Genomic DNA, 24,685 nt, shown 5'->3' with positions numbered 1-24,685 from the left:
ATCTTCTCACTCCAACAGCGTTTATAAGCACGAACACGAAGACACGGGCATGGATTGGAAACCGGACTGGGGACTTCGTGGCCGAATGGTGCTGACGATGTTCCTCCTCTTTGCCCTCTACATCGTGTTTGTTGGGGCGCTGGTGTACACGGACAGTTTCATCGTCCTTCCGTTCGTCGCCGTGTTCCTGTTCGCGCAGTTCTTCTTCAGCGACAAACTCGCGCTGTACAGTATGGGTGCCAAGAAGGTCTCCGAAGACGAGTATCCGGAACTGCACGCGACGATTTCGCGGCTTTCCCAACAGGCCGACCTGCCGAAGCCGAAGATTGCGGTCGTGGACTCGCGCGTCCCGAACGCCTTCGCTACCGGTCGATCACAGAACAACGCGGCTATCTGTGTGACGACTGGTCTGATGCGGATGCTCGATAGCGACGAGTTAGAGGGCGTCCTCGCGCACGAACTCGCCCACGTGAAGAACCGTGACGTGATGGTGATGACCATCGCGTCGTTCCTCTCGACAGTCGCATTCATGATCGTCCGGTGGGGCTTCTGGTTCGGTGGCGGCAACCGCGACCGACAGGGCGGCGGCATCATCGCGGCTATCGCCGTTTCGCTCGTCGTCTGGATCGTTTCGTTCGTCCTCATCCGCGCGCTCTCACGCTACCGTGAGTACGCCGCGGACCGTGGTGCTGCAGTGATTACCGGCCAACCCTCGGCTCTCGCGTCGGCTCTGATGAAGATTTCCGGGGGGATGGACAAGGTGCCGCAGGATGACCTGCGCGAGCAGTCGGAGATGAACGCGTTCTTCATCATCCCGATCAAGAGCGACTTCATCGGTCGCGTCTTCAGCACGCACCCGTCTACGGAGAACCGCATCGAGCGACTTCGCCAACTGGAACGCGAGATGGAGACGGCATAAATGGGATTTCTCGACTCGATTCGTTCGGTTCTCGGCATCAGCGCAGAGGCGGATGCGACCCGCGAGGCGGACCCCGAAGACCTGTTCGGGATGAGTACCGCCTACATCACGATGGAGGCCGACCTCGACTTCGACCCGGTCGGTGCGGCGGCCCTCTGCTTTTCGTCGGTGGACAGCACTGACTTCGCCCAGACTGTCGAGGAGGTCGAAGCCATCCTCAAAGCGGGCGAGGAGGAGACGGGTACCGACTTCCGACTCTACGAGGATTCACACGGCTGGGAGTGGGTCGTTCTCGAAGATGACGACCCTGAAGACCTCGTGACGAGCATCCACTTTGCCGCTGACGAGTTCATCGAACGTGGGTACGGGTCGCGTCTTCTCGCGGCCGTCTTCGGCTTCGAACGCGACGGCGACCGCGCCTACTGGATCTACTCGTTCCGACGCGGCGCGTACTACCCGTTCGCGCCCGAACGCGGCCGAAATCAGAACGACCGTATCCTCATGAAACTGGAGTCGGTCCTCGACGGCGAACTCGAACTCGAACCCGACAAAGAGTACTGGTATCCCATGTGGCCCGACCGGGAGGGCGGGCACCCCTGGGAGTAGTTACGGACAGGCGACAACGACGGCCCCTTTAATTCCGCTCACATCGCCGTCTACCTCCGATGCGCCCGCATCTCGCATCGCCACTTCCTCGGTGAGGTAATACGTCCCGCCGACTCGACTCGTCTCCTTTTCGCCGTCCGTGCGCGTCGTCAGTTGGATGGTCACGGAGACGACGTACCACTCGTCGGTTCCCGGTGCTTTCAGACTGCTGTCTACTGGTTCTACGGCAACTACCTCGGCCGTCGGTGTCTCGGCGGCGACGCGGTTTTTTGCTAACGCTGTTTCGTACGCCTGCGCGAACCGGAGCGCCGAGAGTTCGGTCACGTCGCCCGGATGGGTGGGGTAGGCCGAACCATCCGTTGCGGGCGGACGCGGATCAGGCGAACAGGCGGCCGGTTCAGGAGTTTCTACCGCTGGTTGGTCGAAGTTCGTTTCGTTGTGTGTTTCGTTGCCACCGGTCGCATTCGTCTCGTTGCCGACCGCGGTAGTCGTCTCGTTGCTTCCCGTCGCATTTGCAAGCGTCTCGTTCGATGGTGCAGTAGCACCGTCGGCGGTCGATTCGCCACTGGTCTGTGTCTCGGTGTTGTCACTCGTCCCACGATTTCCGGCACATCCTGCAACGAGTGCGCCCCCGATAACGCCGAGAACAGCGCGTCTAGTGGGCATTGCCACCTTCTGGGCCGCTCATTGCTAAGTGCCTTTCCTTCTGGGCAGAATCACGCTTTCTGACCGCTGTCGCCGTATTTCTTTGAAGTTAAACATTCACTCCGCCGTGAACGTCATCCCGTCGCCGCCTTCCAGTTTCACTTCCACTCCGCTGTTAACGAGACTTTATGTACCTATAGGCCACAGGACTGCATACGATGCCAGAAGACGATCTCGAAAGTCTCCCGGGTGTGGGCCCCGCTACCGCAGACAAACTTACCGACGCCGGATTCGAAAGCTATCAGGCTATCGCTGTCGCCAGTCCGAGTGAACTCTCGAACACCGCAGACGTGGGTGAATCCACGTCCTCGGACATCATCAACGCCGCACGCGAGGCGGCCGATATCGGTGGCTTCGAGACCGGTTCGGCGGTTCTCGAACGACGCGAGCAGATCGGCAAACTCTCGTGGGGTATCTCCGAGGTTGACGACCTTCTCGGCGGCGGACTGGAAACCCAGTCTATCACCGAAGTGTACGGTGAGTTCGGTGCCGGGAAGTCGCAGGTAACACACCAGATGGCGGTCAACGTCCAGCTACCGCCCGAACACGGCGGTCTCGGTGGGTCCTGTATCTTCGTTGACTCCGAGGACACGTTCCGTCCGGAGCGTATCGACGACATGGTCCGCGGGCTTGACGACGAGATTATCCAGGCCACGATGGACGAGCGCGAAATCGAGGGGTCGCCCGACGACGAGGCGGCGATGGAGGAACTGCTCAACGACTTCCTCGACAAGATTCACGTCGCAAAGGCGTTCAACTCCAACCACCAGATTCTGCTCGCCGAGAAGGCCAAGGAACTCGCACGCGATCACGAAGAGGACGAGTTCCCCGTCCGCCTGCTCTGTGTGGACTCGTTGACTGCGCACTTCCGTGCCGAGTACGTCGGCCGTGGTCAACTCGCAGAGCGCCAGCAGAAACTCAACAAACACCTGCACGACCTGATGCGTATCGGTGACCTGTACAACACCGCCGTCCTCGTGACGAATCAGGTCGCATCGAACCCCGACTCGTACTTCGGTGACCCGACCCAGCCCATTGGTGGCAACATCCTCGGCCACACCTCGACGTTCCGTATCTACCTCCGCAAATCGAAGGGTGACAAGCGTATCGTCCGCCTCGTGGACGCGCCGAACCTCGCCGACGGTGAGGGGATCATGCGCGTGCAGGACGGCGGTCTGAAGCCGGAGTAACGACGTTTTGCCCTCCCGCGAGGAAGCGTCTGCGACCGAGCGGGCCGAGGAGCGACTCCCGGGAGCGACGAGTGCTTTTGGTCCAGCTTTTGCCGAGGGCTGCTTCGCAGCCCGCAGCGCAAAAGGTGGGCGGGTACAGAACGGCGGTCTGAAGCCGGAGTAACGACGTTTTGCCCTCCCGCGAGGAAGCGTCTGCGACCGAGCGGGCCGAGGAGCGACTCCCGGGAGCGACGAGTGCTTTTGGTCCAGCTTTTGCCGAGGGCTGCTTCGCAGCCCGCAGCGCAAAAGGTGGGCGGGTACAGAACGGCGGTCTGAAGCCGGAGTAACGACGTTTTGCTCTCCCGCGAGGAAGCGTCTGCGACCGAGCGGGACCAGAAGTGATCTTTCTTTCTTTTTCGATACGAGTTGCACAGCGTGACGCAACCGTCTGCGAGAAGTTAGTCGTCGGCTTCGGTCGTCGTCGTCGCCTTCTCGGCGTCACCTTCGTAGATAGCCGCCCCGTCCTGGGCAACCTGCCGAGCGAGGACGGCGCACTTGATACGCATCGGAGAGATATCGACGCCGAGCATCTCGGTCACGTCGTCGGTGTCCATCTCCTCTAACTCCGAGAGCGTCGTCCCTTGCAGTCGCTCCGAGAGCATGCTTGCCGACGCTTGACTGATAGCACAGCCGTCGCCGGTGAACGCGACGAACTCAATCGTTTCGTCGTCGTCTTCCAGTTTCACCTGCATCGTAATTGTATCGCCACAGGATGGGTTCTCCCCGGTGTGTGAGAACGTCGGGTCTTCCATCTCGCCCTTGTTCCGGGGGTTCTTGTAGTGATCCAGAATCTGCTGCCGATACATGTCCGAGCCCATGCCCATTGTGTTCGCTCGTATGCGAGTTCGCCGGATAAGGGTTCCGGGGCGGTCAATCCCCGCACTGTCGAGTGTGCAGGCTCGGTAAGTGCAACGGAGGGAAAAAGATCCGTTTCGGCGACGTGTTCGCTCAGGCGAACAGCGTCCGCGCGTCGTCGACGGCCTCGATGAGTTTGTCTACCTCATCGTACGTGTTGTACACGTAGAACGACGCGCGAGTCGAGGCGGCGATGTCGAGTTTGTCGTGCAGGGGTTGCGTGCAGTGGTCTCCAGCGCGGACGGCGACAGCGTGATCGTTGAGGATGCTGGAGAGGTCGTGCGCGTGGACGCCGTCGAGATTGAACGCGACGAGGCCGCCGCGTTCGTCACCCGGCGGGCCGTAAATCTCGATGTCGTCGAACTCGGCCAGTCGGTCGTACGCGTACGCTGCGAGACGTTCCTCGTGCGCTTGGACGTTTTCCATCCCGATCTCATCGAGATAGTCGATAGCCGCGTGGAGCGCGATGCCCTGTTCGATAACGGGCGTTCCGGCCTCGAACTTCCACGGGAGGTCCTCCCACGTCGAGTCATCGTAGGTGACGCGTCGAATCATCTCACCGCCGTAGAGGTACGGCGTCATCTCTTCGAGAATCTCCTCTTTGCCGTAGAGGACGCCGATACCCGTCGGGCCGAGCATCTTGTGGCCCGAGAAAGCGAAGAAGTCGGCATCGATGTCCGTCACGTCAACGGGTCGCGTCGGGACGGACTGCGCGCCGTCTACGAAGATGTACGACCCAACCTCGTGGGCCATGTCCGCGAGTTCGGAGACGGGGTTGACGGTCCCGAGGGTGTTCGAGATGTGGACGACGGAGACCATCTTCGTGTCTTCGTCTATCAGGTCCGCCGCGTGGTCCATATCGAGGCGACCGTCCTCATCTACTCGGATGTATTCGACGGATGCACCCGTCTTCTTGGCTATCTGTTGCCACGTCACCAAGGAGGCGTGGTGTTCCATCTCCGTGAGAACGACTTTGTCGCCGGGTTCGAGTTCTTCGAGACCCCACGCGTAGGCGACGAGATTCATCGCCTCGGTCGTGTTCTTCGTGAAGACGATTTCCTCACGACCCGAGGCACCGATGAACTCCGCCACGCGGTCGTGGGCGTTTTCGTAGGCGACCGACGCCTCTTGGCTCAGGTGGTGGATGCCGCGGTGGACGTTCGAGTTGTAGCCGTAGTAGTATTCGACGATGGCATCAACAACCTGTTTCGGCGTCTGTGTGGTCGCCGCGTTGTCGAGATAAACGAGCGGTAGGCTGTCGCCGTCGCCCTCTCCGGGAACTGTGAAGTCGCCGCCGACCTTCCGGTCGAGAATCGGGAAATCCTCACGGATGGTGGCGACATCTATCGGGTACGATTCCTGCACTCCCATTACGCCTCTCTAACAGTCCCAACACTAACACCGCTTCGGTATCGACAGTATAACGAAACCAAAATCGGTAACGTTTGGTCCGATATTCGACCGAACGTCGCTACGTCGTCGCCGTTACGGTCGCCGCTACGTCATCGCCGTTACGGTCGCCGTTACGCCATCGCCGTTCGTCGTCGCTGCTACCGCATCCAAAGCAGTTGTGCGTGTCGCGTCTCACCGACGTCCAGCACCGTCTCCTCGTCTACGATACCCGCATCGATAGCGACGCCGACCGCGCGCTCGCCGACGATGTTCGCCACTGTCGCACGCGTCAGACTGTCCACGACGGCGTCGGCGTCCACCTTGTCGGCTTCCTCACCGCCGTAGAACTCCTCGGTTACTTCGAGGGATACCTGACCGTCCTCGTAGGTTTCGCCGAGGCAATCACGGTCACAGACGGAGACGAGTAGCCCTTCCGGCGTTTCTCGTTCTCGGAGCAGCATCACCGGTCCTCGATGAGCTCCTGTTCTTGCTGCTGTCGGAGTTCGTCAGCCTGCTGTTGGACCTGTTCGGCCTCGTCCTCGCGGCCGAGTTCCTCCAGCGCTCGGGCCTTCTCTTCGAGGACATCGGCGTTGCGCATTCCGAGGCGGATGGCGTTGTCGAACGCGTTGACGGCGTCCTCGCTCAGCCCCCGTTCCTGCAGGAAGAAGCCGCGGTTGTACCACGCCTGTGCGAATCGCGGGTCGATTTCGACAGCACGCTCTGCGTGGTGGAGCGCCTCTTCGGTTTCGCCGAACTGCCAGAGGGCGTAGGCGAGATTCGTCTCGGCCGACGCCGCGTGTTCGGAGTCGTCGTCGATGCGTAGGGCTTCTTTATACGCGCCGATTGCCTCGTCGTACTCTTCGAGCTGTGCGTGTGCGGCACCCTTGTTCACCCACGCCTCCTGCGCTTCGAGGGAATCCTCGTCAGCGAACTGGGCGGCGCGCTCGAACGTCTCGGTGGCCTCCTCGAAGCGGTTGATCTGCATGTACGAGAGGCCGACATCGACGAGTTGTTCGACGTCAACTTGGTCTTTTGCGATGTTCCGTTCGTCGAGTTCGTCGGTGATGACCCGCGTATCGACGGGGTCCACCTTCGCCGGATCGACGTTCAGTTCCGGCGGGTCGAGCGAGAACTCCTCGTAGTCCTCGCTGAACCCCTGTCCCTCAGAGAAACGATGGGGTCTGTCTCGCTCGCCGTCTTCTGCCATGCGGCGGATTTGGGTGTCGAGACGGTTAAGAACTGCGTCACGCGGATATTGGACGGCCGAACGAGACGGAGACCAACGCCCCGACTCGAAGCTGCTCGGCTCTGGGAGCGTTTATCGCTCTCGCCCTTGGTGTACTGACACGATGGATCCGGACCGATACCTCGAACGTCTTGCCGTTGATCCCGACCGGGTCGCCGACCCAACGTTCCAAGCGCTCGAACGCCTCCAGCGTGCACACGTGACTTCGGTCCCGTTCGAGACGCTCTCTATCACCGGTGATCCGCACGGCGCCCGCGACGGCGAGGGTATCGTTCTCTCGATCCCGGCCCTCTACGAGAAAGTCGTCGAACGGCACCGAGGCGGCTTCTGCTTCGAGTTGAACGGGCTGTTCGGCTGGTTGCTCACCGAACTCGGGTTCGACGTGACCCGCGTCGCTGCGCGGATGGTCTCCGACCTCGAACTCCCGGCGAACCACCACCCGCTCCTCGTGACTCTCAACGGTGACGACCACCTCGTTGATGCCGGGATGGGTGCGCCGATGCTCCGCCGCCCGGTTCCGCTCGGCGAGTCGGTTGACCGAGATGAGGCGGGCGTCGCGTGGCGAACCGCCGATAGCGACCGACCAGACGCCGAATACCTCTTGCAGTACTGCGAGTCCGACGACTGGCAGGACCGGTACGTGTTCGACTCGACGCGACGGGAATTGGACTACTTCGCGGCGACGTGCGACTACCTCCAGTCGGCACCTGAATCGGGGTTCACGGGCGACCCCGTTGTCGTGAAGCCGACGCCGGACGGACACGCGAAGCTGAAACCGACGGTCTTCAGTCGAACGCGCGGGGATGAGACGGACGAGCAGTCGGTGGACGAAGCCGAGTACCGTCGTCTGCTACGGGAAACGTTCGGGATTGAATACGGCGACCAGTAGGGTGAGGCGGTGCGCTCGGGCCGAACGTTGAACCGACGGGAGCGCGTTTTTCCTGTATGCGACTGTTTGTGAGCATCGACTTGCCCGACTCGCTCACCGAGTCAGTCGAGGCGGCGCAGGAACGCTTCGCTGATGCCGAGGGCCTTCGCTTTACCGACCCTTCACAGGCGCACGTGACGATGAAATTCCTCGGAGACACCGACGAGGACCGCCTCGAAGACATCGACGAGGCGCTGGAGGCGGCGATAGCTGCTGCCGACGTAGATCCGTACGATGCCACCGTCGGCGGATTCGGCGTCTTCCCCTCCATCGAGTATATCAGCGTCGTCTGGGCGGGCGTCCGCGACGATGGCGGTGCGGCGAAGACGACCACCCTCGCGGAGGCCATCGAACGCGAGACCGTCGAGCGTGGATTCGATCCGGAAGACCACTCGTTCACGCCACACGTGACTATCGCACGAATGGACGACGCACGCGGTAAAGACCACGTTCAGCGTGTCGTCCGCGAGGAAGACCCGGATCTCGGGACGTTTCACGTCGAGGAAGTTCGGCTGAAACAGAGTACGCTGACGAACGACGGTCCGCGGTACGAGACGGTGCGCCGGTATCCGCTCGATTGATTTCTCAGCGACTCGGTTTCAGTCGGCGTCGCTTGCTGCGGTCCGACTGCGTTCTCGGAGTCGAACCAGTTCCCGTCGAACGTCCGCACGCTTGACGAGGAGGAAGCCGACGAAGATGACGGCGAATCCGATGACCGTGTTCGTATCGATAGCGTTTCCGCGGATAATCCACCCGCCGATGGCGGCGAAGACGGGAATGACGTACTCCAAGAGGCTCGCCTCGATGGGACCGATGTGGTCGAGTAACCAGAAGTACAGCCCGAATCCGCCCGCTCCGGCGACGACGCCGAGGTACACGAGAGAGATGACTGCGTCAAGTGTCCATCTCGCGCCGGCGAACGATTCCCACGGGAGGGCGACGCTCGTCGCGTGCAGGAAGACCGCTCCGATGAGCATCGTCCACGCTTGTATCGAAAAGAACGGCAGTTCCGACTTGGACCCGTGCGTGAGAACCGCCCCGAGTGCGAACGCCACCGCGGACGCGAGAACGAGTCCGACGCCCATGAGGTCAGAAGAGAGGAGGGCTTCCGGCTTCGGGTCGGCGATGACGACGACGCCGGTGAAACCGAGGACGAGGCCGACGACGCCGACCGCCGAGAGGCGTTCGGACGAGGTGGTTAGTCGTGTAAGTACGGGTGTGATGACCGGAATGAGGCCCAAGAGAACAGCGGGGACAGCGGCGTTATCGATGTACGCCTGCCCGGAGAACAGGAAGGCATGGTGGATGCCGATGTTGAGCATCCCACCGGTGATGATCGGGTACCACTCGGTGCGCGACGTTGGGCGGAGTCGGTCGCTTCGGATGAAGGCGAAGCCGAACAGCACGGCCGCCGCGATATCGAATCGCATCGCAGCGAACAAGGTTGGCGGCAACGAGGCGAGACCGACCTTTGTGGCGACGAAGGCGGTTCCCCATATCGCAGAGAGGAAGACGAAGGCGGCAGTAGTCCGATGACGCATCGTGCGATTCGAGGTATCAGGCCATCCTGAATGACTCGGTTCCGGCATGACTCGTTCGGTCGCTCGGTGACGGCTCAAACCGCGTGAGACCGCCGGTATCGAGCCCCTGAGCGTCCCTCTCTCCGGCGGAACCGAAGGAACAAGATTTTATGCAGGCCGAGGGTAGTTCCGGACACCATGAGCAAGAAGTCGAAGGCCAAGAAGAAGCGGCTGGCCAAACTGGAGCGTCAGAACAGTCGTGTCCCGGCGTGGGTCATGATGAAGACTGACATGGAAGTCACGCGAAACCCCAAGCGTCGCAACTGGCGGCGGAGTGACACGGACGAGTAAGCAATGAGTGCAAGCGATTTCGAAGAACGAGTCATTACGGTACCGCTTCGTGACGTGAAGGCCGTCCCCTCGTACGAGCGTGCGGGCCGCGCGATGAAGATCATCCGCGAACACCTCGCACAGCACTTCTCGGTCGATCCCGAGGACGTCCGTCTCGAACCCGAAATTAACGAGCAAATCGGCGGCCGCGGTCGGCAGACCCCGCCGAGCAAGTTCCGCGTTCGCGCCGCTCGATTCGACGAAGACGGCGAACAGATCGTCGAAGCCGAACCGGCCGAATAACGGTGCTCCGCGCCTCCTTCGCTGGCTCGGCGTACGTCGGCGTCTTCGCCTGTGTGACCGACCACGTGCTGTTGGTCCGACCGGACGCCGAGGACGACGTCGTTGACGCGATGACCGCGGAACTGGACGTCCCCGCGGTGAGAACCACCGTCGGTGGATCCGGAACAGTCGGTGCCTTAGCGATGGGCAACGACAACGGAATCCTCGTGTCTGCCCGCGCTACCGAGCGAGAGAAGGAGACTATCGAGGACGTTGCGGGCGTCCCCGTAACTGAACTCCCCGGTCGCATCAACGCCGCCGGGAACGTCGTCCTCGCTAACGATTCGGGTGCGTACGTCCATCCCGACCTCTCCGACGAGGCACTCGCCGTCGTCGAAGACGCACTCGACGTACCCGCCGAACGCGGTGATCTCGCGGACGTTCGCACGGCTGGCACCGCCGCCGTGGCGACGAACGACGGGGTACTCTGTCATCCCAAGTCCCGCGAACCCGAGTTGGAAGCGCTCGAAGAACTCCTCGACGTGCGCGCCGACATCGGTACGGTCAACTACGGCGCACCGCTCGTCGGATCCGGGCTGGTCGCAAACGAGTTCGGATACGTCGTCGGCGAGGAGACGACCGGTCCCGAACTCGGCCGCGTCGAAGACACGCTCGGCTACCTCGACTGACCGCCGCGCGTCTTCTCTTCTCCGCTCTTTTCGTCTCTGAGCATCGCCGCTATCCTCCGATTCGGCCGCCGTCTTGCCGTTCCCCTCTCCGAGTAGGAAGATACTTCCCGCTCGCGGGCCGAGGATGCGGGTATGAGCCAATTTACTGTGAGCGGCCAGTTCCAGAGCCGCGACGGCTACAGCGAGTTCCAGACCGTCGTCGACGCACCCAACGAGAACGTCGCCCGCGACCGCGTCTTCTCGAACATCGGGAGCCAGCACGGTCTCAAGCGTACCCAGATCGAGATTACGGAGGTGTCCGCACAATGATGGGTGGCGGACAGCAGCAACTCCAGCAGCTCTCCCAGGAACTGCAGGCCATCGAGCAAGAGATCGAAGAGCTCGAAGGCGACGTCTCGGACCTTCAGCAGGAGAAGAGTGAAATCGACGAGGCCATCGAGGCTATCGAGACGCTGGAGACGGGTTCGACCGTTCAGGTTCCCCTCGGCGGCGGCGCGTACCTCCGTGCCGACGTGCAGGACATCGACGAGGTCATCGTCGGTCTCGGCGGCGACTACGCCGCAGAGCAAGAGCAGGACGACGCCATCGAGGCACTCCGCCTGAAGCAGGACTCGATTGACGAGCGCATCGCAGCGGTTCAGGGCGAGATTTCGGATCTCGAAGACGAGAGCTCCGAACTCGAACAGCAGGCCCAGCAGATGCAACAGCAGATGCAGCAACAGCAGATGCAGCAGATGCAGCAGATGCAGGAAGACGACGACGAGTAACGTCTTCGACCCCGGTTCACACGCTTTCACTTTCACATGTTCGACGGACTGAAAAAGAAGCTCAACAGTTTCCGCGAGAACGTCGAGGACACCGCCGAAGAGAAGGCCGAAGCGCAAGCTGAGGCTGCGGAGGCAGCGGCCGACACCACGGACGCGGATACCGAGACAGAGACTCCGGACGCCGAGACGCACGACGCGGACGCCACGGAGGCCGTCGGCGGCGAGAACGAACCCACTGAGACGACGGCCGACAGTGCCACGGTCTCGGATGCGGACGACACAACGTCCGAGACGGAGGCGGAAACGGCTGATGCCCAAGCGTCGCCTGCGCCGGACTCTGAGACGCCCGAGACGGGAGACGAGAGTGGCGACACGGCGGACGACTCCGCTGCGGACGAAGCGGACGAAGCGGCGTCCAGTCGGGAGCGACTCGCCTCTGACGCCGCAAACGAAGCCCTTGAATCCGGACAGAAGGAGTCGTCCGGCGCGGGCCGACTCAAGCGCGCGGCGGCGTTCGCCACGGGGAAGGTCATTATCGAGGAGGAAGACCTCGAAGACCCCCTCTGGGAACTGGAGATGGCGCTCTTGGAGAGCGACGTGGAGATGCACGTCGCAGAGGAGATTCTGGACACCATCCGCGAGAAGATGGTCGGCGAGACGCGACGACAGGTCGAGACGATGGGCCAACTCGTCCAGGAGGCGCTTCACGACGCCCTCTACGACGTGATCAGCGTCGGCCAGTTCGACTTCGATCAGCGAATCGCCGAGGCGGACAAGCCCGTCACGCTCATCTTCACCGGCGTCAACGGCGTCGGGAAGACGACGAGTATCGCCAAGATGGCCCGCTACTTCGAGAAACAGGGCCTCTCGGTCGTGCTCGCGAACGGCGACACCTACCGTGCGGGAGCAAACGAGCAGATTCGCAAGCACGCGGAGAACCTCGATACGAAAATCATCTCCCACGAACAGGGTGGTGACCCGGCGGCAGTCATCTACGACGCCGTTGAGTACGCCGAGGCGCACGATATCGACGTCGTCCTCGGAGACACTGCAGGCCGACTGCACACGTCCAACGACCTGATGGCGCAGTTGGAGAAGATCGACCGCGTGGTCGAACCCGACCTGACGCTGTTCGTCGACGAGGCCGTCGCCGGACAGGACGCCGTCGAACGTGCCAAGCAGTTCAACGAGGCCGCTGAGATCGACGGGGCCGTGTTGACGAAGGCCGATGCCGACTCCAATGGCGGCGCGGCTATCTCGATCGCCTACGTCACGGGGAAACCGATTCTCTTCCTCGGTGTGGGACAGGGCTACGACGACATCGAACAGTTCGACCCCGAGCGGATGGTCGAACGCCTCCTCGGGGAAGACGAGTAATCAACCGACGTCGGTTCGCACGTCGATCCGACTTCGGAACCCCCCTGTTTCCACTCCAGATTCGCCTCTCACTCGACAGCGACGCCGACACCGAGTGCGACCATCACACCGCCGCCGAGCCAGTTCAACCCCGACGAGAAGCGCGAAGACGCCAGCATACTGCCCATCTGCCCGGAAGCGAACGCCACTCCCGAGAGATAGAGTGCGGTCAGTACGGCGTACGTTCCACCGAGGAGAAACATCCGTAGTTCCGCACCGGAACCGCTCCCTGCGAACCCCGGGAGGAACGCGAGGAAGAAGAGCGCGACTTTCGGGTTTAGGGCATTGACGAACACGCCGCGTCGGAAGCTTCCTTCTGCATCAGTCTGAACTGTCGGGTCGAATTCGTCATCGCGGAGGGCGGAGAGACCGAGATAAATCAGATACAGTGCGCCGGCGTACTTCACAAGTCGGTAGGCCGTCGGTGCGGCCCTGAGGAGCGCCGCGAGTCCGAGTGCGGCCGCGGCGGTGTGGACGAGCACGCCAGTCGAAATTCCGAGTGCTGATCGGACGCCCGCGCTGCGACCCTGCATCCCACGAGCGAGAACGTACATCGTGTCCGGTCCGGGCGTAAGGATGAGTGCGACGGCGGCCCCACAAAAGGCGAGAAACGTCGTGAGCGACAGTCCGGCGACTACGTCCGTCATTGGTTTGCCGTTCCAACAGAGCGACAAAACTCCTCCGCTCAGGGCGAAATCTGATTCTCCAATCCGGTCCACTCGCCGGTCTCGAAGATGTGTTCGATGTTTCGCGCGAGGATGTCCGCCCGGCGAGTCCAGTATTGCGGCGTGTATCCCGAGACGTGCGGTGTCAAAAGGACGTTCTCGAAGTCCCACAACGGATGGTCGTGCGGAAGCGGTTCCGGGTCGGTCACGTCGAGTGCGGCCGCACGGAGGCGATCCCGGCGAATCGTGCGAACGAGCGCGTCGGTATCGACGACGCCGCCGCGCCCGACGTTCACCAAAGCGGCATCCGTCGGAAGTGACTTGAGAGCGTCGGCGTCGATTAACCCCGCCGTTGTTTCGGTCAGGGGACAGGCGAGGACGAGATAGTCCGTCTGAACGAGTGCGGACTCTATCTCGTCGAACCCAATCACTTCGTCTGTCGGTCCGCCTTTCTCCGGTGTATAGCGCACACCGATGGTTTCGACGCCGAACGGATCCAGACGCTCTCCGATTGCCTGCCCTATCGCGCCGAGACCGACCACCGTGACGGTCGATCCTTGTAACTCGCCGAACGCCTGAAACTGCCGCCACTCTCGGCGTTGCTGCCGTCGAATGCCCTCGTCGAGACTGCGTGCAAGCATGAGTAGCCATCCGATGACGTGCTCAGCGATGTTCGGACCGTGGACGCCCGAGGCGTTCGTTACGGTGACACCGCGTTCCCGGAGTCTGTCGAGCGGGAGGTGGTCGTATCCAGCCGAGGCGGCGGCGAACAGACGCAGTTCCGCTGCGGCCTCCAGTACGTCGTCGGGGAGGTGAATGCCCGTAATCACAGCAGCATCGGCGGCTGCTTCGACAGTCGCCTCAGTCGTCTCACGGTGGATAACGGTCGTTTCCGGAAGGCGCTCTCTGAGTTCGTCGGCGTACTCGGAGGCGGGGATACCGTGCGCCGGGTCGTCGAGGACGAGGATACGCGTCATCGTCTCTCTCGATGCCCGGTTCGGAGAAAGCGTTTGGGCTGTTCGGGGCTGTCTCCTTGTTGGTCCAGTTCGGAAAGAACGTGCAGCGGAGCGACGGATAAAGCCTTTACACGGGCGGCGGCGTAGGGAGAGTCAATGGTACTCGACAATCTCGGGAGTTCTCTCCGCGGCAGTCTCGACAAACTGCAGGGGAAGTCCCGCCTCGACGAGGACGACGTCGAGGAGATCGTCCGCGAGATTCAACGCTCGCTTCTCTCTGCGGACGTGGACGTGAATCTCGTGATGGACCTCTCTTCGTCCATCAAAGAGCGTGCGCTAAACGAAGAACCGCCCGGCGGAACCTCCGCCCGCGACCACGTCCTCAAAATCGTCTACGAGGAACTGGTCGGCCTCATCGGCGAATCCACCGATATCCCGCTAGAACCGCAGACTATCCTCCTCGCCGGATTGCAGGGGTCGGGGAAGACGACTACCGCCGCGAAGATGGCGTGGTGGTTCTCGACGAAGGGACTCCGCGCTGCGGTCATCCAGACGGACACTTTCCGACCCGGTGCGTACGACCAGGCAAAGCAGATGTGCGAACGCGCCGAGGTGGAGTTCTACGGCGACCCGGACGAGGAGGACCCCGTCAAAATCGCCCGCGACGGACTGGAAGCCACCGAGGACGCCGATATCCACATCGTGGACACCGCCGGTCGGCACGCCCTCGAAGACGCGCTGATCGACGAAATCGAGGATATCGACAGCGCTGTGAACCCCGACCGGTCGCTACTCGTTCTCGACGCCGCAATCGGGCAGGGCGCGAAAGACCAAGCCCGGCAGTTCGACGACTCCATCGGCATTGACGGCGTCGCCATCACCAAACTCGACGGGACGGCGAAGGGTGGCGGTGCCCTGACGGCTGTCAACGAGACGGACTCCTCTATCGGCTTCCTCGGCACCGGTGAGACGGTCCAAGATATCGAACGCTTCGAACCCAACGGCTTCATCTCCCGTCTGTTGGGGATGGGCGACCTGAAGCAACTGTCCGAACGGGTCGAACGCGCGATGGCCGAGACCCAAGAGGAGGAAGACGACTGGGACCCCGAGGACATCATGAAGGGGTCGTTCACCCTCAAGGACATGCAAAAGCAGATGGAGGCGATGAATCGGATGGGACCGCTGGATCAGGTTCTCGACATGATCCCGGGTCTCGGCGGCGGGTTCAAAGACCAACTGCCCGACGACGCGATGGACGTGACGCAAGACCGGATGCGGTCGTTCGATGTCATCATGGACTCGATGACCGAAGCTGAACTGGAGAATCCGCGTACTATCGGTGCCTCCCGTGTCCGCCGTATCGCCCGCGGGTCCGGCAAGGACGAAGAGACGGTTCAGGAACTGCTCGAACAGCACAAGATGATGGAGCGAACCATCAAGCAGTTCCAAGGGATGGGCGACGGCGACATGCAGCGGATGATGAAGAAACTCCAGAATCAGGGCGGCGGCGGTGGCGGCGGACTCGGCGGCATGGGTCCGTTCGGTGACTGAACCGTTCAGACGTTTGACCACCGGATAGCCACGCACTGATACGTCCGACTTTTTATCCCGGCGTCCGTCGAACTCTGTATGACCATCCGCGATGCGGCCACGGAGGCGTACCGGGAAGCGCTCCCGGCACTCGTCGCCAGTTTGGTCGGTGGTCTCATCGCGGGTATCGTTCTCGGCGGCATGCGTGCGGAACTCCGCGACGTACCGGGTCTCATCGTCCTCGTCCCCGCTCTCCTCGCCACCAGAGGAAACGTCTACGGGTCGCTCGGGGCGCGCATCGCCACCGCACTCCATCAGGGTCTCATCGAACCGCGCGTCACCGCCGGTGACCGCCGCCTCCGTGCCGCCGCCGCGGCCGCTCTTGGAAACGGTCTCCTCGCCTCCGCATTCGCCGCTGTCGCCGTCTTCCTCGTGCTTTCCGCCCTCGGGAACCGAGTCGCACCGCTTCCGGTTCTCGTCGGTATCGCCGTCCTCGCTGGGTTACTCTCGGGTGCCGTTCTCATCGCCGTCGTCGTTACTGTCGTCTTCGCGGGCTACCGTCGCGGGCGCAACCCCGATACGCTCGTCGGCCCTATCGTGACGACGACGGGCGACGTGTTCGGTATCCTCTTTCTCCTCGTCGCCGTTCGGACTGTTCTCGCAATCGGGGGTGTTCTCTGAGTGCCGACCGAGTGGACCGTTCGCGCCATCACGCGGGCGATGCTTCCGGTTCTTCTCGCGCTCACGCTGGTCGAACTCGGGAGCGGACTCGTTCTGGGGAGCTTCGAGGCGCAGTTGTTGCAGTACCCGACGCTGCTCGCGCTCGTTCCCGTCACCATCGGGACGGCGGGTAATCTCGGGAGCATTCTCGCGGCGCGTCTCTCCACCGCCTTTCATCTGGGGACGCTCTCGTTCGATCCGACCGACGAGGAACTCGTGGGTAACGCTATCGCCACCGTTGCTCTCTCCGTCACTGTCTTTCCTCTCGTCGGTGTCGGCGCGTGGGGGCTGACTTCACTCCTCGGTGGAACGCGACTTTCCGTCTGGACTGTTCTCTCGGTGTCTCTGGCCTCTGGTGTCGTCCTCGCCGTCCTCGCTGTCGTCGTTACGCTGGCGGCGACGTACGCGGCCTACCAGTTCGAACTCGACCCGGACGACGTGGTCATTCCGCTCGTGACGAACTCCTGTGACGTACTCGGCGTGGTGGTGCTGTTCGTGTCCGTCCAGGTGTTCGTGTAGGGCGACGCACCAACCGACGCCGATTAGGTGCGTCAGTCCTCATCTCCTCCCGTGCAGTCGGTCGAATCTCTCGCTACTCTGTGGCCCATCTTCGTCGAGGTACTGCCGCGCGTCGCTCGAATCGCCGTCCTCGTTGCCGTCGGCGTCTTCGTCGCCAACCTCGCCGTCGGATTCGGTCTCGTCGAGTACGTTGCGGGTCTCTCGAAGTATCTCACTCGTCCGGCGAACCTCCCCGACGAGGTCGGGACGGCTATTCTCACCACGGCCGCCTCGACCACCGCCGGGTACGGTATGCTTGCGGAGTTCCGCGAATCCGGACGGCTGAGCGACACCGCCACGCTCGTCGCCGTCACGATCAACACGTTCTTCGGCTTCGTCCAGCACATCTTCACGTTCTACGCGCCCGTTCTGATTCCCATCCTCGGCCTCCGCGTCGGCCTGATGTACGTCGGCGCGCGAGCGGCCATCTCGTTGGGGATCACCCTCACCGGCGTCCTCGCTGGTGGGATGTTGCTTTCGAGAGCGGACGCTCGACTGGACGACGTTCCCACAGACGCTGATACCGACGCTGCTGTCGAAGCAGACGGCCGCGGCCCCGCCGAGTTCGACACGCCCGAGACGACTCGCGCCGTCATCCGCGAGGCGGGCGCGAAGACGTGGCCGAAACTGAAGCGCCTCGTCCCCCGCCTTGCTATCGTCTACTTCCTCGTCACCGCACTGGTGGAGACGAACGCGGCGGTGTGGCTTCTCGAACGGACGACTGGCGTTCAGACCGTTACTGACGTGACCGGGTCGGTTACTGGTCTGCTCGGACTCCCGAGCGCGGCCGTGCCGGTGATTGCGGTGTTCGCGTTCGACACCACCGTCGGCGCGGCGACTATCGCTCCCCTCGTCGGTGAGGCGTTCACGCCGCGAACCGCGGTGGCGACGATGCTCGTCGGCGGTATCGTCTCCTTTGCCGTCTCGACGTTCAAACGCTCGATCCCGTTTCAGTACGGTATCTGGGGGGCGCGTTTCGGGTCAAAGGTCGTCGCGGTCAACACGGCGCTGAAAATCGTCTTCATCGGCCTCGCGCTGGTCGTTCTGCTCGTCCCCTAACGACCGATAATCTCTACCTAACCGGCTCTAACTCGCCTACTCTCGTTCGTCCGGCGGAACCGGCCGCCCCTCCTCCGTCGGTGGCGCGATGTGGTCGATAAACTCCTCGACGCTCGGGTTCTCGACGGTGACGTGTACCTCGATGTCGCCGAGTTCGTCGGGGTTGCCGACGGAGAAGTTGACGACATCCTTGAACGCCGCCTGTTTCTTCAGCGCGAACGAAAATCCGCTCTCGTCGTCGCGTTTCGAGAACTCCCGGCGGGCCGTGTCGAGAATCGCTTGTTCGTGGAGCTTTTCGGAGAACTCCTCGAGTGAGTGCGTCTCTCCGACTATTTGACCGGCTTCCCGTTCGAACTCGACGTTCGGGAAGATATTTCGCACGGCGTCTTCGACTCGGTCCGTCACTTCCGTATCGCGCACCGGAACGACGATGCGCGCGTGAGCGCTGTATATCATGCGTTGCCCTCCACTTCCGATTCGTCCGACTCGACGGCGTCGGGGCCGTCCTGCAGGAGCGTCTGGATTCGCTCGCGGAACCGTTCGAGCGAGTCGGTGTTTTGAATCACTACGTCCGCACGGTCCATCACTGTCCCCATGCCGAACCCGAGTTCGCGTTCCTCTCGTTCTTTCAAGGCCTCGCGGTCTACGTCGCTATCGTCGCGGCCGCGGTCGAGCAGCCGTTCGGCTCTGAGGTCGAACGGCGCTTCGATGCTCACGAGGACGAAGTCGTCACCGAACGCATCCTCGAAGCGATCTAACTCGTATTCGGAGCGGAGACCGTCCACGAGAACCACGTCGCTATCTTCGAGTTCTGCCTCGATGAGCGGGAGCGACCGGGCCGCGATGGCGTCTAACCCCTCCTCTTCGCGGAGAGCCTTCGCTATCCTCCCGTGGTGTTCGGCGGGATCGAGGCCGCGTTCTCGGCACTCGTTGCGAATCACGTCGCCCATGGTCACGACCGGGACCCCCGCTTCCCGGGCGACCGACGCGGCCTCTCCCTTCCCGCTTCCGGGGAGACCGACGGTTCCGATGACCTTCATCGTCGGTCGCTTCTCGTCTGTCGGACTTAGGGTTGCCGTTCGTCCGACCGTCGCACGCCGCTCAGCTTTCGCCCGGGCGCGATGTTTTTCCGGGCCGCCGCCGTCTCTGCGACTATGAGCGACCGTTCCCTCTTGGTTCGCGCGCTGTGGTTCGTGTTCGTCGGCTGGTGGGCGACGCCCATCGTCATCAACGTGGCGTGGGCGCTGAACGCGACTATCATTCTGCTTCCCCTCGGCATCAAACTCATCAACCTCGTGCCGACGGTGCTAACGTTGAAAGAACCGCGGTCGCTGTCGGAACCCGACTCCGGTCGCGGACAGCGCTCGCTTCTCGTCCGCGCCGTCTACTTCGTGTTCGTCGGCTGGTGGCTCAGTTTCCTCTGGGCGAACATCGCTGCGCTGTTGGCCGTGACTATCATCGGTCTCCCGGTCGCCTACTGGATGTTCAACCGACTGCCGTACGTCACATCGCTGTACCGCTTCGACGGATAACGAACGGAACCCGCATGGCTTTTGAACACCCGGCGAGTGTGTGAAATTGAGGGCGCGTAGCTCAGTTGGACAGAGCGTCGGACTTCTAATCCGATGGTCGCGGGTTCGAATCCCGTCGCGCTCGCTCGGCCGACGACCTCGCTCGCGCGACTGACTCCCACTCACTGCGTTCGCGGGAGTCCCATCGCGCTCTTTTTGTTATTCATGGAGACCGTTGAGCGACCGCAAAACGCGTCGCTTTCGGGTGTGACGTCGAAAGAAATCAGATTCGGCGTGGGGCCGACAGTTGCGCGACGATTCAGGTTAGGGTCGGGGCGTGGGGCGTGTGAGGTTCGTTCCTGCCGAACTTCACATGGCGCCGCCCATGCCGCCCATACCGCCCATGCCACCCATGCCGCCGGCACCGCCAGCGGGCATGTCATCGTCGTCGTCGTCGCCAGTCTGGCCACCGGTGAGGTCGCCAGCGGCGATCACGTCGTCGATGCGGAGAATCATGACGGCCGCTTCCGTCGCGCTCTCGATGGCCTGCGTCTTGACTCGGAGGGGTTCGACAACGCCCTCTTCCTCCATGTCGATGACCTCGCCCGTGTAGGCGTCGAGACCGGCACCGAACTCGCCGCCGTCGTGGCGGGCGCGGAGGTCAACCAGCGAGTCGATGGGATCGAGACCGGCGTTCTCAGCGAGCGTGCGCGGGATCACGTCGAGTGCCTCGGCGAACGCTTCGACGGCCAGCTGTTCGCGGCCGCCGACGGAGTCTGCGAACTCGCGGAGCTGCAGGGACAGTTCGGTCTCGGGGGAGCCACCGCCGGGGAGGACCTTCCCGTCTTCGAGCGTCGTACGGACGACGCCGAGGGAGTCGTCGATAGCGCGCTCGACTTCGTCAACGACGTGGTCGGTGCCGCCGCGGAGGATGAGCGTGACGGACTTTGCTTCTTCGACGTCCTCGACGAAGATGCGCTCGTCGCCGCCGATGTCCTTCTGGCCGACGGAGCCGGCGAAGCCGAGGTCGTCCGCTTCGATGTCGTCGAGCGAGCCGACGACGCTACCGCCCGTCGCGCGGGCGAGACGCTTGAGATCAGAGGACTTCGCGCGGCGGACCGCGAGGATGCCCTCTTTGGCGAGGTAGTGCTGGGCCATGTCGTCGATACCGTCGCCGACGAATACGACGTCTGCGCCGACATCGACGAGCTGATCGACCATCTCTTTCAGCTGTTTTTCCTCTTGGTCGAGGAACTGCTGAAGCTGGTCGGGGTCGGTGACGTTGACTTCGGCGTCGATTTCGGTCTCACGAACTTCGAGGGCACCGTCGAACAGTGCGACGTTGGCGTCCTCGACCATGTAGGGCATGTTCTCGTGGACGCGCTCTTTGTCCACGATGACGCCCTCGACGAGTTCGGAGTTGTCGATGGAACCGCCGACAACCTTCTCGATGGAAACGTTGTCCGTGTCGATACCGTCGTCGTCCGCGACGGCGAGTACGGAGTCTACGACGAGTTCTGCGAGGAGGTCCTTCGCGGACTCTGCGCCCTTGCCCGTCATCGCCGTTGAGGCGATTTTGACGAGCGTCTCGCGGTCGTCCTCGGATACGTCGATAGCGTCGCCTTCGAGTACCTCTTTGGCCTTCTCTGCGGCCTGGCGGAACCCTTGGGCGATGGTGGTTGCGTGGACGTCCTGTTCGATGAGGTCCTCGGCCTGATCGAGGAGTTCACCGGCGATGACGACGGCCGTCGTCGTACCGTCTCCGACCTCGTCCTCCTGCGTCTCGGAGACTTCGACGATCATGTTGGCCGCCGGGTGGTCGATGTCCATCTCCTTGAGAATCGTGACGCCGTCGTTCGTGACGACGACCTCGCCGGAGTTATCGACCAGCATCTTGTCCATGCCCTTCGGACCCAGCGTGGTCCGGACGGCTTCGGCCACAGCCTTCCCGGCCGTGATGTTCATCGACTGCGCGTCCTTTCCTTGTGTGCGCTGGGAATCCTCACCCAGAATAATCATGGGTTGCCCCTGCTGCATTCGCTGAGACATACTCGGTCCGTTGGTTGTTTGCGATTCTATAAAAAACTTTCCCACGTGCATCGTCAAACCGGCACACGGGGGCGCTGTTATCGTGATAATGGTTGGCACGACAGGGTGCCTATATATACTTAATCGACGGCCCGGACGTGGACGCGGTCTGCACCATCGAACGGCGGGTCGTACGAGAGTCCGAGACGACGATAGACGCCTCGTGGAATTCCGATATCTGCCAGCAGCAGTTCTGAAACGCCTTGCAACCCCGTTTTTGGTAATGCGAGCGTCAGCACCTGTGTTGCCGTCGCCGCAACATTCGATGTCTCCCCCGTCGTCGCATTCATCGAAAATTCAAGGCGGATACCCCGAGGCAGTTGACTCCGGACGGAACATCCAGTGAGACGAGCGGCGCACCGCTGTCGTTCGCTAACTCGACCAGTTCCGCCGCTCGTCCTCGCAAGGCATCTGTGAGACCATACCCGACGAGTGCATCGCCGACGACGGCCGCCGATTCGACTGCGTTAGTCGTCGCCGACAGTTTGGAGACGACCCGAACGTCGGTCGCATCGAGGATTCGTCGCTGGTGGGCGGCGGCCCCGGACAACGCTGTCTCGGTTCGGTCGAGGACGACAGTCACCGGTTGCCCGTCGTTCGACAGATGTCGAGCGGCACAGAGGCCCCACCACCGTTGCCGCCGTTTCCTGTGGGGACCACGAATCGGCCGTCTCGCTCGGTGTCTGCCGCCGTTTCGCGGAGCGTCGCCGCGAACGCACGCCCTGCGTTCTCCATCATCTGCAGGAGTTCGAGGCCGACTTCGTCTACCGCAATGCGGTCTCCCTCGCGCATCTCCTCGGCCGTGACGGCAGGCACGCGAACGCCCGCCATCGTCTCGAACTCCGTTGTTTCGAAGTCGCGCATAGCGTGTTTTCGCCTGCGATCACCAAAGGCGTCGCTCTGCGGACGGGGTAAAAACGAGAGCGAGACGGGTTGTCCGTCTCGGTCGGACGGTTGTCGCTACTGTCTTCTCAGTCGGACGGTTGTCGTTGCGACTGTTCTCTCAGTCGGACGGCTGGATGTCGAAATCGCGCGTCAGTTCGTTGTGCTTGCGTTCGAGGAAGGAGTACACCGCACCGTGTGGTGCGCCGTCCAGAATCATCCCGGTGGCGCGACGGACGGCCTCCACTTCCTCGGGCTGGCCGATGATGCCGAGCGTCGTCCCACGGATGACGACTTCCGCACCAGTTAGCTCCTCCATTAGTTCGCGCGTACGACCGTTCTCTCCGATGAGTCGGCCCTTCTGTCGCTGGAGGTCGTTCTTGTTTCGCGTGTGCTGCTGGAGGTCGATGAGTTCGAACGCTCGCATCTCGTCATCGAGAAGCGAGAGTGCCGCTTCGGGCGTGAATCCGCGGCCGACCGCACGGATCACATCAGGTGCGACCATTCCGGTCACAGGGTCACCCACTTCTTCGATAGCGACGGAACCGCTTTCCGAGTCGATATCCAACCGAACCTCCGCCCGACGCTCTATCTCGCGCATCGTCTCGCCGCCCTCACCGATGAGGACACCGATACGGTCCTGCGGGACCTTCACGTGTTGCATACCACCCGCTATCCGGCGAAGCGGTTTAAGAGTTTGTCCGGCGGTTCGGGCCGTGTGGCCGCGTCTCGTGGCCGCGTAGGGGTCTTCGACGGACCGCTTTATTCGTCGGTTCCGGCGTCCCGTTCATCCACGTCGGGATCACCCGTCGGGTCCGCGTCCACGTCGGTGACGAACTCGTACAGGTCGGTTGCGGAGGTGTCTGTTCCCTGTCTGGAGAAGAACTTCGCCACGTTGCGGCAATCCCGCCGCAGGAACTCGTCGGCGTTCGGGTGGTGGACGGTGACTGCCTGTCCGAGGTCGATAATGACGAGTTCGCCGTCGTGGATGATCATATTGTACTCCGAGAGGTCGCCGTGAACCAACCCGGCCGAGTACAACCGGCGCATGTACTCGCGGACGACTTCGTACGCTGTCTGGGGATTTTCGACGCTCACCTCGGCGAGTCGGCGCGCTCGGTCTTCGACCAACCCGACCAGTTCCATCACGAGGACGTTCCGCTCGACAGCGATGGGTTCGGGGACGCGGACGCCCGCTTGTCGGGCGCGTTCGAGGTTGGCAAACTCCTTTTGCGTCCACGCAAGGACGACTCGTTTTTTGTCGTTGCCGATGCCCTCGAAGCGCGGGTCGCCTTCGAGGTAGTCGCGCATGTGCCGGAAGTTCGACGCGTTGATGCGGTAGATTTTGGTTGCGACGTCGGTATCTTCTGGACCGAGTGCTTCGTAGACGTTCGCCTCTTTGCCCGTCGAGATGGGTCCGCCGAACGCATCGATGTGCCCATCTTGGACAAGTTTGTAAATGGCGGCGAACGTCGCGTCATCGAACACCGACTGTTCGACCTTGAACTGGTCGGCGTCTTTCAACCGCTTTCGGAACTCGTCGAACTTTCGGTCACGCTTTCGGGCGATACGGTCCGCCTCCGTATCGGTGACATCTATCGATTCCCACTCGTCACCGGGCGTCCCCGCCTCCGCCGGCTCGACGAGGCCGAACTCTTCGCTCTCGGTCATCTACGTTGGCCTACGACGGCCCGACGGAAAAGCGTCACAGGTCTCGTGTTCGGAATTCGACTCCAGCAGCTCTTGGTTAAGCGATTCGTTATCTGATATATAATCCCGATCGCCAGTCTAGGGATGCGTTCTCCCCACTCCGTTTGGACGAATCGTTGACT

Annotated in this window: 32 protein-coding genes and 1 tRNA gene; 17 read left to right on the top strand and 16 right to left on the bottom strand. The window is 62.3% G+C overall.

Annotation, left to right across the window (positions count from 1 at the left end; genetic code table 11):
- The first annotated feature begins 49 nt into the window (after nucleotides 1–49).
- Entirely contained in the window at nucleotides 50–919 is an 870-nt protein-coding gene (gene htpX, locus HBOR_RS00570) for a zinc metalloprotease HtpX (protein ID WP_013440400.1), read from the top strand.
- Complete coding sequence (gene pspAB / locus HBOR_RS00565; RefSeq protein ID WP_013440399.1) at nucleotides 920–1,525, top strand: PspA-associated protein PspAB; 606 nt, start codon at nucleotides 920–922, stop codon at nucleotides 1,523–1,525.
- Here pspAB and HBOR_RS00560 read toward each other — a convergent pair whose 3' ends face one another.
- Nucleotides 1,526–2,191, bottom strand: coding sequence for a hypothetical protein (locus HBOR_RS00560; protein WP_006055512.1), 666 nt, complete (start codon nucleotides 2,189–2,191; stop codon nucleotides 1,526–1,528). It abuts the gene before it with no gap.
- 197 nt (nucleotides 2,192–2,388) lie between these two features.
- Here HBOR_RS00560 and radA point away from each other — a divergent pair, with 197 nt between their 5' ends.
- On the top strand, nucleotides 2,389–3,420 hold the full coding sequence (gene radA, locus HBOR_RS00555) for a DNA repair and recombination protein RadA (RefSeq protein WP_006055511.1): 1,032 nt from the start codon (nucleotides 2,389–2,391) through the stop codon (nucleotides 3,418–3,420).
- Nucleotides 3,421–3,857: 437 nt separating this feature from the next.
- On the opposite strand, the gene sufU is transcribed toward radA, so the two are convergent.
- The 4 genes from sufU to HBOR_RS00535 form a co-directional block, all read right to left on the bottom strand.
- Nucleotides 3,858–4,283, bottom strand: coding sequence for a Fe-S cluster assembly sulfur transfer protein SufU (gene sufU / locus HBOR_RS00550; RefSeq protein WP_006055510.1), 426 nt, complete (start codon nucleotides 4,281–4,283; stop codon nucleotides 3,858–3,860).
- Nucleotides 4,284–4,407: 124 nt separating this feature from the next.
- On the bottom strand, nucleotides 4,408–5,679 hold the full coding sequence (sufS, locus tag HBOR_RS00545) for a bifunctional cysteine desulfurase/selenocysteine lyase SufS (protein ID WP_241432367.1): 1,272 nt from the start codon (nucleotides 5,677–5,679) through the stop codon (nucleotides 4,408–4,410).
- A 185-nt stretch (nucleotides 5,680–5,864) separates the two neighbouring features.
- Nucleotides 5,865–6,167: a DUF424 domain-containing protein gene (locus tag HBOR_RS00540; RefSeq protein WP_006055508.1), complete on the bottom strand. Its 303-nt coding sequence runs from the start codon at nucleotides 6,165–6,167 to the stop codon at nucleotides 5,865–5,867.
- Nucleotides 6,167–6,913, bottom strand: coding sequence for a tetratricopeptide repeat protein (locus HBOR_RS00535; RefSeq protein ID WP_006055507.1), 747 nt, complete (start codon nucleotides 6,911–6,913; stop codon nucleotides 6,167–6,169). Before HBOR_RS00535 ends, HBOR_RS00540 begins: the two co-directional genes overlap by 1 nt.
- 142 nt (nucleotides 6,914–7,055) lie before the next feature.
- Here HBOR_RS00535 and HBOR_RS00530 point away from each other — a divergent pair, with 142 nt between their 5' ends.
- Together HBOR_RS00530 and thpR are read left to right on the top strand one after the other, a co-directional pair.
- Nucleotides 7,056–7,841 carry an arylamine N-acetyltransferase family protein gene (locus HBOR_RS00530; protein WP_006055506.1) on the top strand — a complete coding sequence of 262 codons (786 nt, stop codon included), beginning with the start codon at nucleotides 7,056–7,058 and terminating at the stop codon, nucleotides 7,839–7,841.
- A 56-nt stretch (nucleotides 7,842–7,897) separates the two neighbouring features.
- Entirely contained in the window at nucleotides 7,898–8,461 is a 564-nt protein-coding gene (gene thpR, locus HBOR_RS00525) for an RNA 2',3'-cyclic phosphodiesterase (protein ID WP_006055505.1), read from the top strand.
- An 18-nt stretch (nucleotides 8,462–8,479) separates the two neighbouring features.
- On the opposite strand, the gene HBOR_RS00520 is transcribed toward thpR, so the two are convergent.
- Nucleotides 8,480–9,421 carry a DMT family transporter gene (locus HBOR_RS00520; RefSeq protein ID WP_006055504.1) on the bottom strand — a complete coding sequence of 314 codons (942 nt, stop codon included), beginning with the start codon at nucleotides 9,419–9,421 and terminating at the stop codon, nucleotides 8,480–8,482.
- A 177-nt stretch (nucleotides 9,422–9,598) separates the two neighbouring features.
- Here HBOR_RS00520 and HBOR_RS00515 point away from each other — a divergent pair, with 177 nt between their 5' ends.
- The 6 genes from HBOR_RS00515 (at nucleotide 9,599) to ftsY (ending at nucleotide 12,845) form a co-directional block, all read left to right on the top strand.
- The gene (locus HBOR_RS00515) at nucleotides 9,599–9,751 is read left to right on the top strand and encodes a 50S ribosomal protein L39e (protein WP_006055503.1); all 153 of its coding nucleotides are present in this window, start codon (nucleotides 9,599–9,601) and stop codon (nucleotides 9,749–9,751) included.
- A gap of 3 nt (nucleotides 9,752–9,754) precedes the next feature.
- Nucleotides 9,755–10,033, top strand: coding sequence for a 50S ribosomal protein L31e (locus tag HBOR_RS00510; protein WP_006055502.1), 279 nt, complete (start codon nucleotides 9,755–9,757; stop codon nucleotides 10,031–10,033).
- A gap of 2 nt (nucleotides 10,034–10,035) precedes the next feature.
- Nucleotides 10,036–10,701 (top strand): translation initiation factor IF-6, encoded by a 666-nt coding sequence (locus HBOR_RS00505; protein WP_006055501.1) that lies wholly within the window; start codon nucleotides 10,036–10,038, stop codon nucleotides 10,699–10,701.
- Between the two features lie 132 nt (nucleotides 10,702–10,833).
- Nucleotides 10,834–11,010 (top strand): 50S ribosomal protein L18Ae, encoded by a 177-nt coding sequence (rpl18a, locus tag HBOR_RS00500; protein ID WP_013440397.1) that lies wholly within the window; start codon nucleotides 10,834–10,836, stop codon nucleotides 11,008–11,010.
- Nucleotides 11,010–11,468: a prefoldin subunit alpha gene (gene pfdA, locus HBOR_RS00495; protein WP_006055499.1), complete on the top strand. Its 459-nt coding sequence runs from the start codon at nucleotides 11,010–11,012 to the stop codon at nucleotides 11,466–11,468. The genes rpl18a and pfdA overlap by 1 nt, the downstream gene beginning before the upstream one ends.
- A 36-nt stretch (nucleotides 11,469–11,504) precedes the next feature.
- Complete coding sequence (gene ftsY, locus HBOR_RS00490) at nucleotides 11,505–12,845, top strand: signal recognition particle-docking protein FtsY (RefSeq protein ID WP_006055498.1); 1,341 nt, start codon at nucleotides 11,505–11,507, stop codon at nucleotides 12,843–12,845.
- A 68-nt stretch (nucleotides 12,846–12,913) separates the two neighbouring features.
- Here ftsY and HBOR_RS00485 read toward each other — a convergent pair whose 3' ends face one another.
- Together HBOR_RS00485 and HBOR_RS00480 are read right to left on the bottom strand one after the other, a co-directional pair.
- Nucleotides 12,914–13,531, bottom strand: a complete 618-nt coding sequence (locus tag HBOR_RS00485; protein ID WP_006055497.1) for a LysE family translocator — start codon at nucleotides 13,529–13,531, stop codon at nucleotides 12,914–12,916.
- A 38-nt stretch (nucleotides 13,532–13,569) separates the two neighbouring features.
- Nucleotides 13,570–14,526, bottom strand: coding sequence for a D-2-hydroxyacid dehydrogenase (locus HBOR_RS00480; RefSeq protein ID WP_006055496.1), 957 nt, complete (start codon nucleotides 14,524–14,526; stop codon nucleotides 13,570–13,572).
- A gap of 135 nt (nucleotides 14,527–14,661) precedes the next feature.
- Between HBOR_RS00480 and HBOR_RS00475 the strand changes: the two genes are divergently transcribed.
- The 4 genes from HBOR_RS00475 (at nucleotide 14,662) to HBOR_RS00460 (ending at nucleotide 18,372) form a co-directional block, all read left to right on the top strand.
- Nucleotides 14,662–16,056 carry a signal recognition particle protein Srp54 gene (locus HBOR_RS00475; protein ID WP_006055495.1) on the top strand — a complete coding sequence of 465 codons (1,395 nt, stop codon included), beginning with the start codon at nucleotides 14,662–14,664 and terminating at the stop codon, nucleotides 16,054–16,056.
- Nucleotides 16,057–16,134: 78 nt separating this feature from the next.
- Nucleotides 16,135–16,716, top strand: a complete 582-nt coding sequence (locus HBOR_RS00470) for a magnesium transporter (protein ID WP_006055494.1) — start codon at nucleotides 16,135–16,137, stop codon at nucleotides 16,714–16,716.
- Nucleotides 16,717–17,274 carry a magnesium transporter gene (locus tag HBOR_RS00465; protein ID WP_006055493.1) on the top strand — a complete coding sequence of 186 codons (558 nt, stop codon included), beginning with the start codon at nucleotides 16,717–16,719 and terminating at the stop codon, nucleotides 17,272–17,274. It abuts the gene before it with no gap.
- 51 nt (nucleotides 17,275–17,325) lie between these two features.
- Nucleotides 17,326–18,372 (top strand): hypothetical protein, encoded by a 1,047-nt coding sequence (locus HBOR_RS00460; RefSeq protein WP_006055492.1) that lies wholly within the window; start codon nucleotides 17,326–17,328, stop codon nucleotides 18,370–18,372.
- A 36-nt stretch (nucleotides 18,373–18,408) separates the two neighbouring features.
- Here HBOR_RS00460 and HBOR_RS00455 read toward each other — a convergent pair whose 3' ends face one another.
- Together HBOR_RS00455 and HBOR_RS00450 are read right to left on the bottom strand one after the other, a co-directional pair.
- Nucleotides 18,409–18,828 (bottom strand): RNA-binding domain-containing protein, encoded by a 420-nt coding sequence (locus tag HBOR_RS00455; protein ID WP_006055491.1) that lies wholly within the window; start codon nucleotides 18,826–18,828, stop codon nucleotides 18,409–18,411.
- Nucleotides 18,825–19,412 carry an AAA family ATPase gene (locus HBOR_RS00450; protein ID WP_006055490.1) on the bottom strand — a complete coding sequence of 196 codons (588 nt, stop codon included), beginning with the start codon at nucleotides 19,410–19,412 and terminating at the stop codon, nucleotides 18,825–18,827. The genes HBOR_RS00455 and HBOR_RS00450 overlap by 4 nt, the downstream gene beginning before the upstream one ends.
- 114 nt (nucleotides 19,413–19,526) lie before the next feature.
- On the opposite strand from HBOR_RS00450, the gene HBOR_RS00445 reads away from it, so the two are divergent.
- Both HBOR_RS00445 and HBOR_RS00440 read left to right on the top strand, forming a co-directional pair.
- A complete protein-coding gene (locus HBOR_RS00445) occupies nucleotides 19,527–19,904 on the top strand; it encodes a YccF domain-containing protein (RefSeq protein ID WP_049890424.1) in 378 nt (125 codons plus the stop codon).
- 50 nt (nucleotides 19,905–19,954) lie between these two features.
- Nucleotides 19,955–20,028, top strand: a tRNA-Arg gene (locus HBOR_RS00440).
- A 224-nt stretch (nucleotides 20,029–20,252) separates the two neighbouring features.
- Here the strand turns inward: HBOR_RS00440 and thsA are convergent.
- From thsA to rio1, 6 genes are all read right to left on the bottom strand, one after another.
- The gene (gene thsA / locus HBOR_RS00435; protein ID WP_006055488.1) at nucleotides 20,253–21,902 is read right to left on the bottom strand and encodes a thermosome subunit alpha; all 1,650 of its coding nucleotides are present in this window, start codon (nucleotides 21,900–21,902) and stop codon (nucleotides 20,253–20,255) included.
- Nucleotides 21,903–22,051: 149 nt separating this feature from the next.
- Entirely contained in the window at nucleotides 22,052–22,261 is a 210-nt protein-coding gene (locus HBOR_RS20230) for a hypothetical protein (RefSeq protein ID WP_013440394.1), read from the bottom strand.
- On the bottom strand, nucleotides 22,258–22,554 hold the full coding sequence (locus tag HBOR_RS20225) for an NAD(P)H-hydrate epimerase (protein WP_241432366.1): 297 nt from the start codon (nucleotides 22,552–22,554) through the stop codon (nucleotides 22,258–22,260). Before HBOR_RS20225 ends, HBOR_RS20230 begins: the two co-directional genes overlap by 4 nt.
- Complete coding sequence (locus HBOR_RS20220; protein ID WP_241432365.1) at nucleotides 22,551–22,835, bottom strand: hypothetical protein; 285 nt, start codon at nucleotides 22,833–22,835, stop codon at nucleotides 22,551–22,553. Before HBOR_RS20220 ends, HBOR_RS20225 begins: the two co-directional genes overlap by 4 nt.
- A gap of 139 nt (nucleotides 22,836–22,974) precedes the next feature.
- Nucleotides 22,975–23,517 (bottom strand): KH domain-containing protein, encoded by a 543-nt coding sequence (locus HBOR_RS00425; protein ID WP_006055487.1) that lies wholly within the window; start codon nucleotides 23,515–23,517, stop codon nucleotides 22,975–22,977.
- 98 nt (nucleotides 23,518–23,615) lie between these two features.
- Nucleotides 23,616–24,524, bottom strand: coding sequence for a serine/threonine-protein kinase Rio1 (rio1, locus tag HBOR_RS00420; RefSeq protein ID WP_006055486.1), 909 nt, complete (start codon nucleotides 24,522–24,524; stop codon nucleotides 23,616–23,618).
- Nucleotides 24,525–24,685: the final 161 nt, after the last annotated feature.

The sequence above is a fragment of the Halogeometricum borinquense DSM 11551 genome (assembly GCF_000172995.2).
GTDB classification, from domain to species: Archaea; Halobacteriota; Halobacteria; order Halobacteriales; family Haloferacaceae; genus Halogeometricum; species Halogeometricum borinquense.
This window is presented reverse-complemented; position numbering and strand designations above follow the sequence as displayed.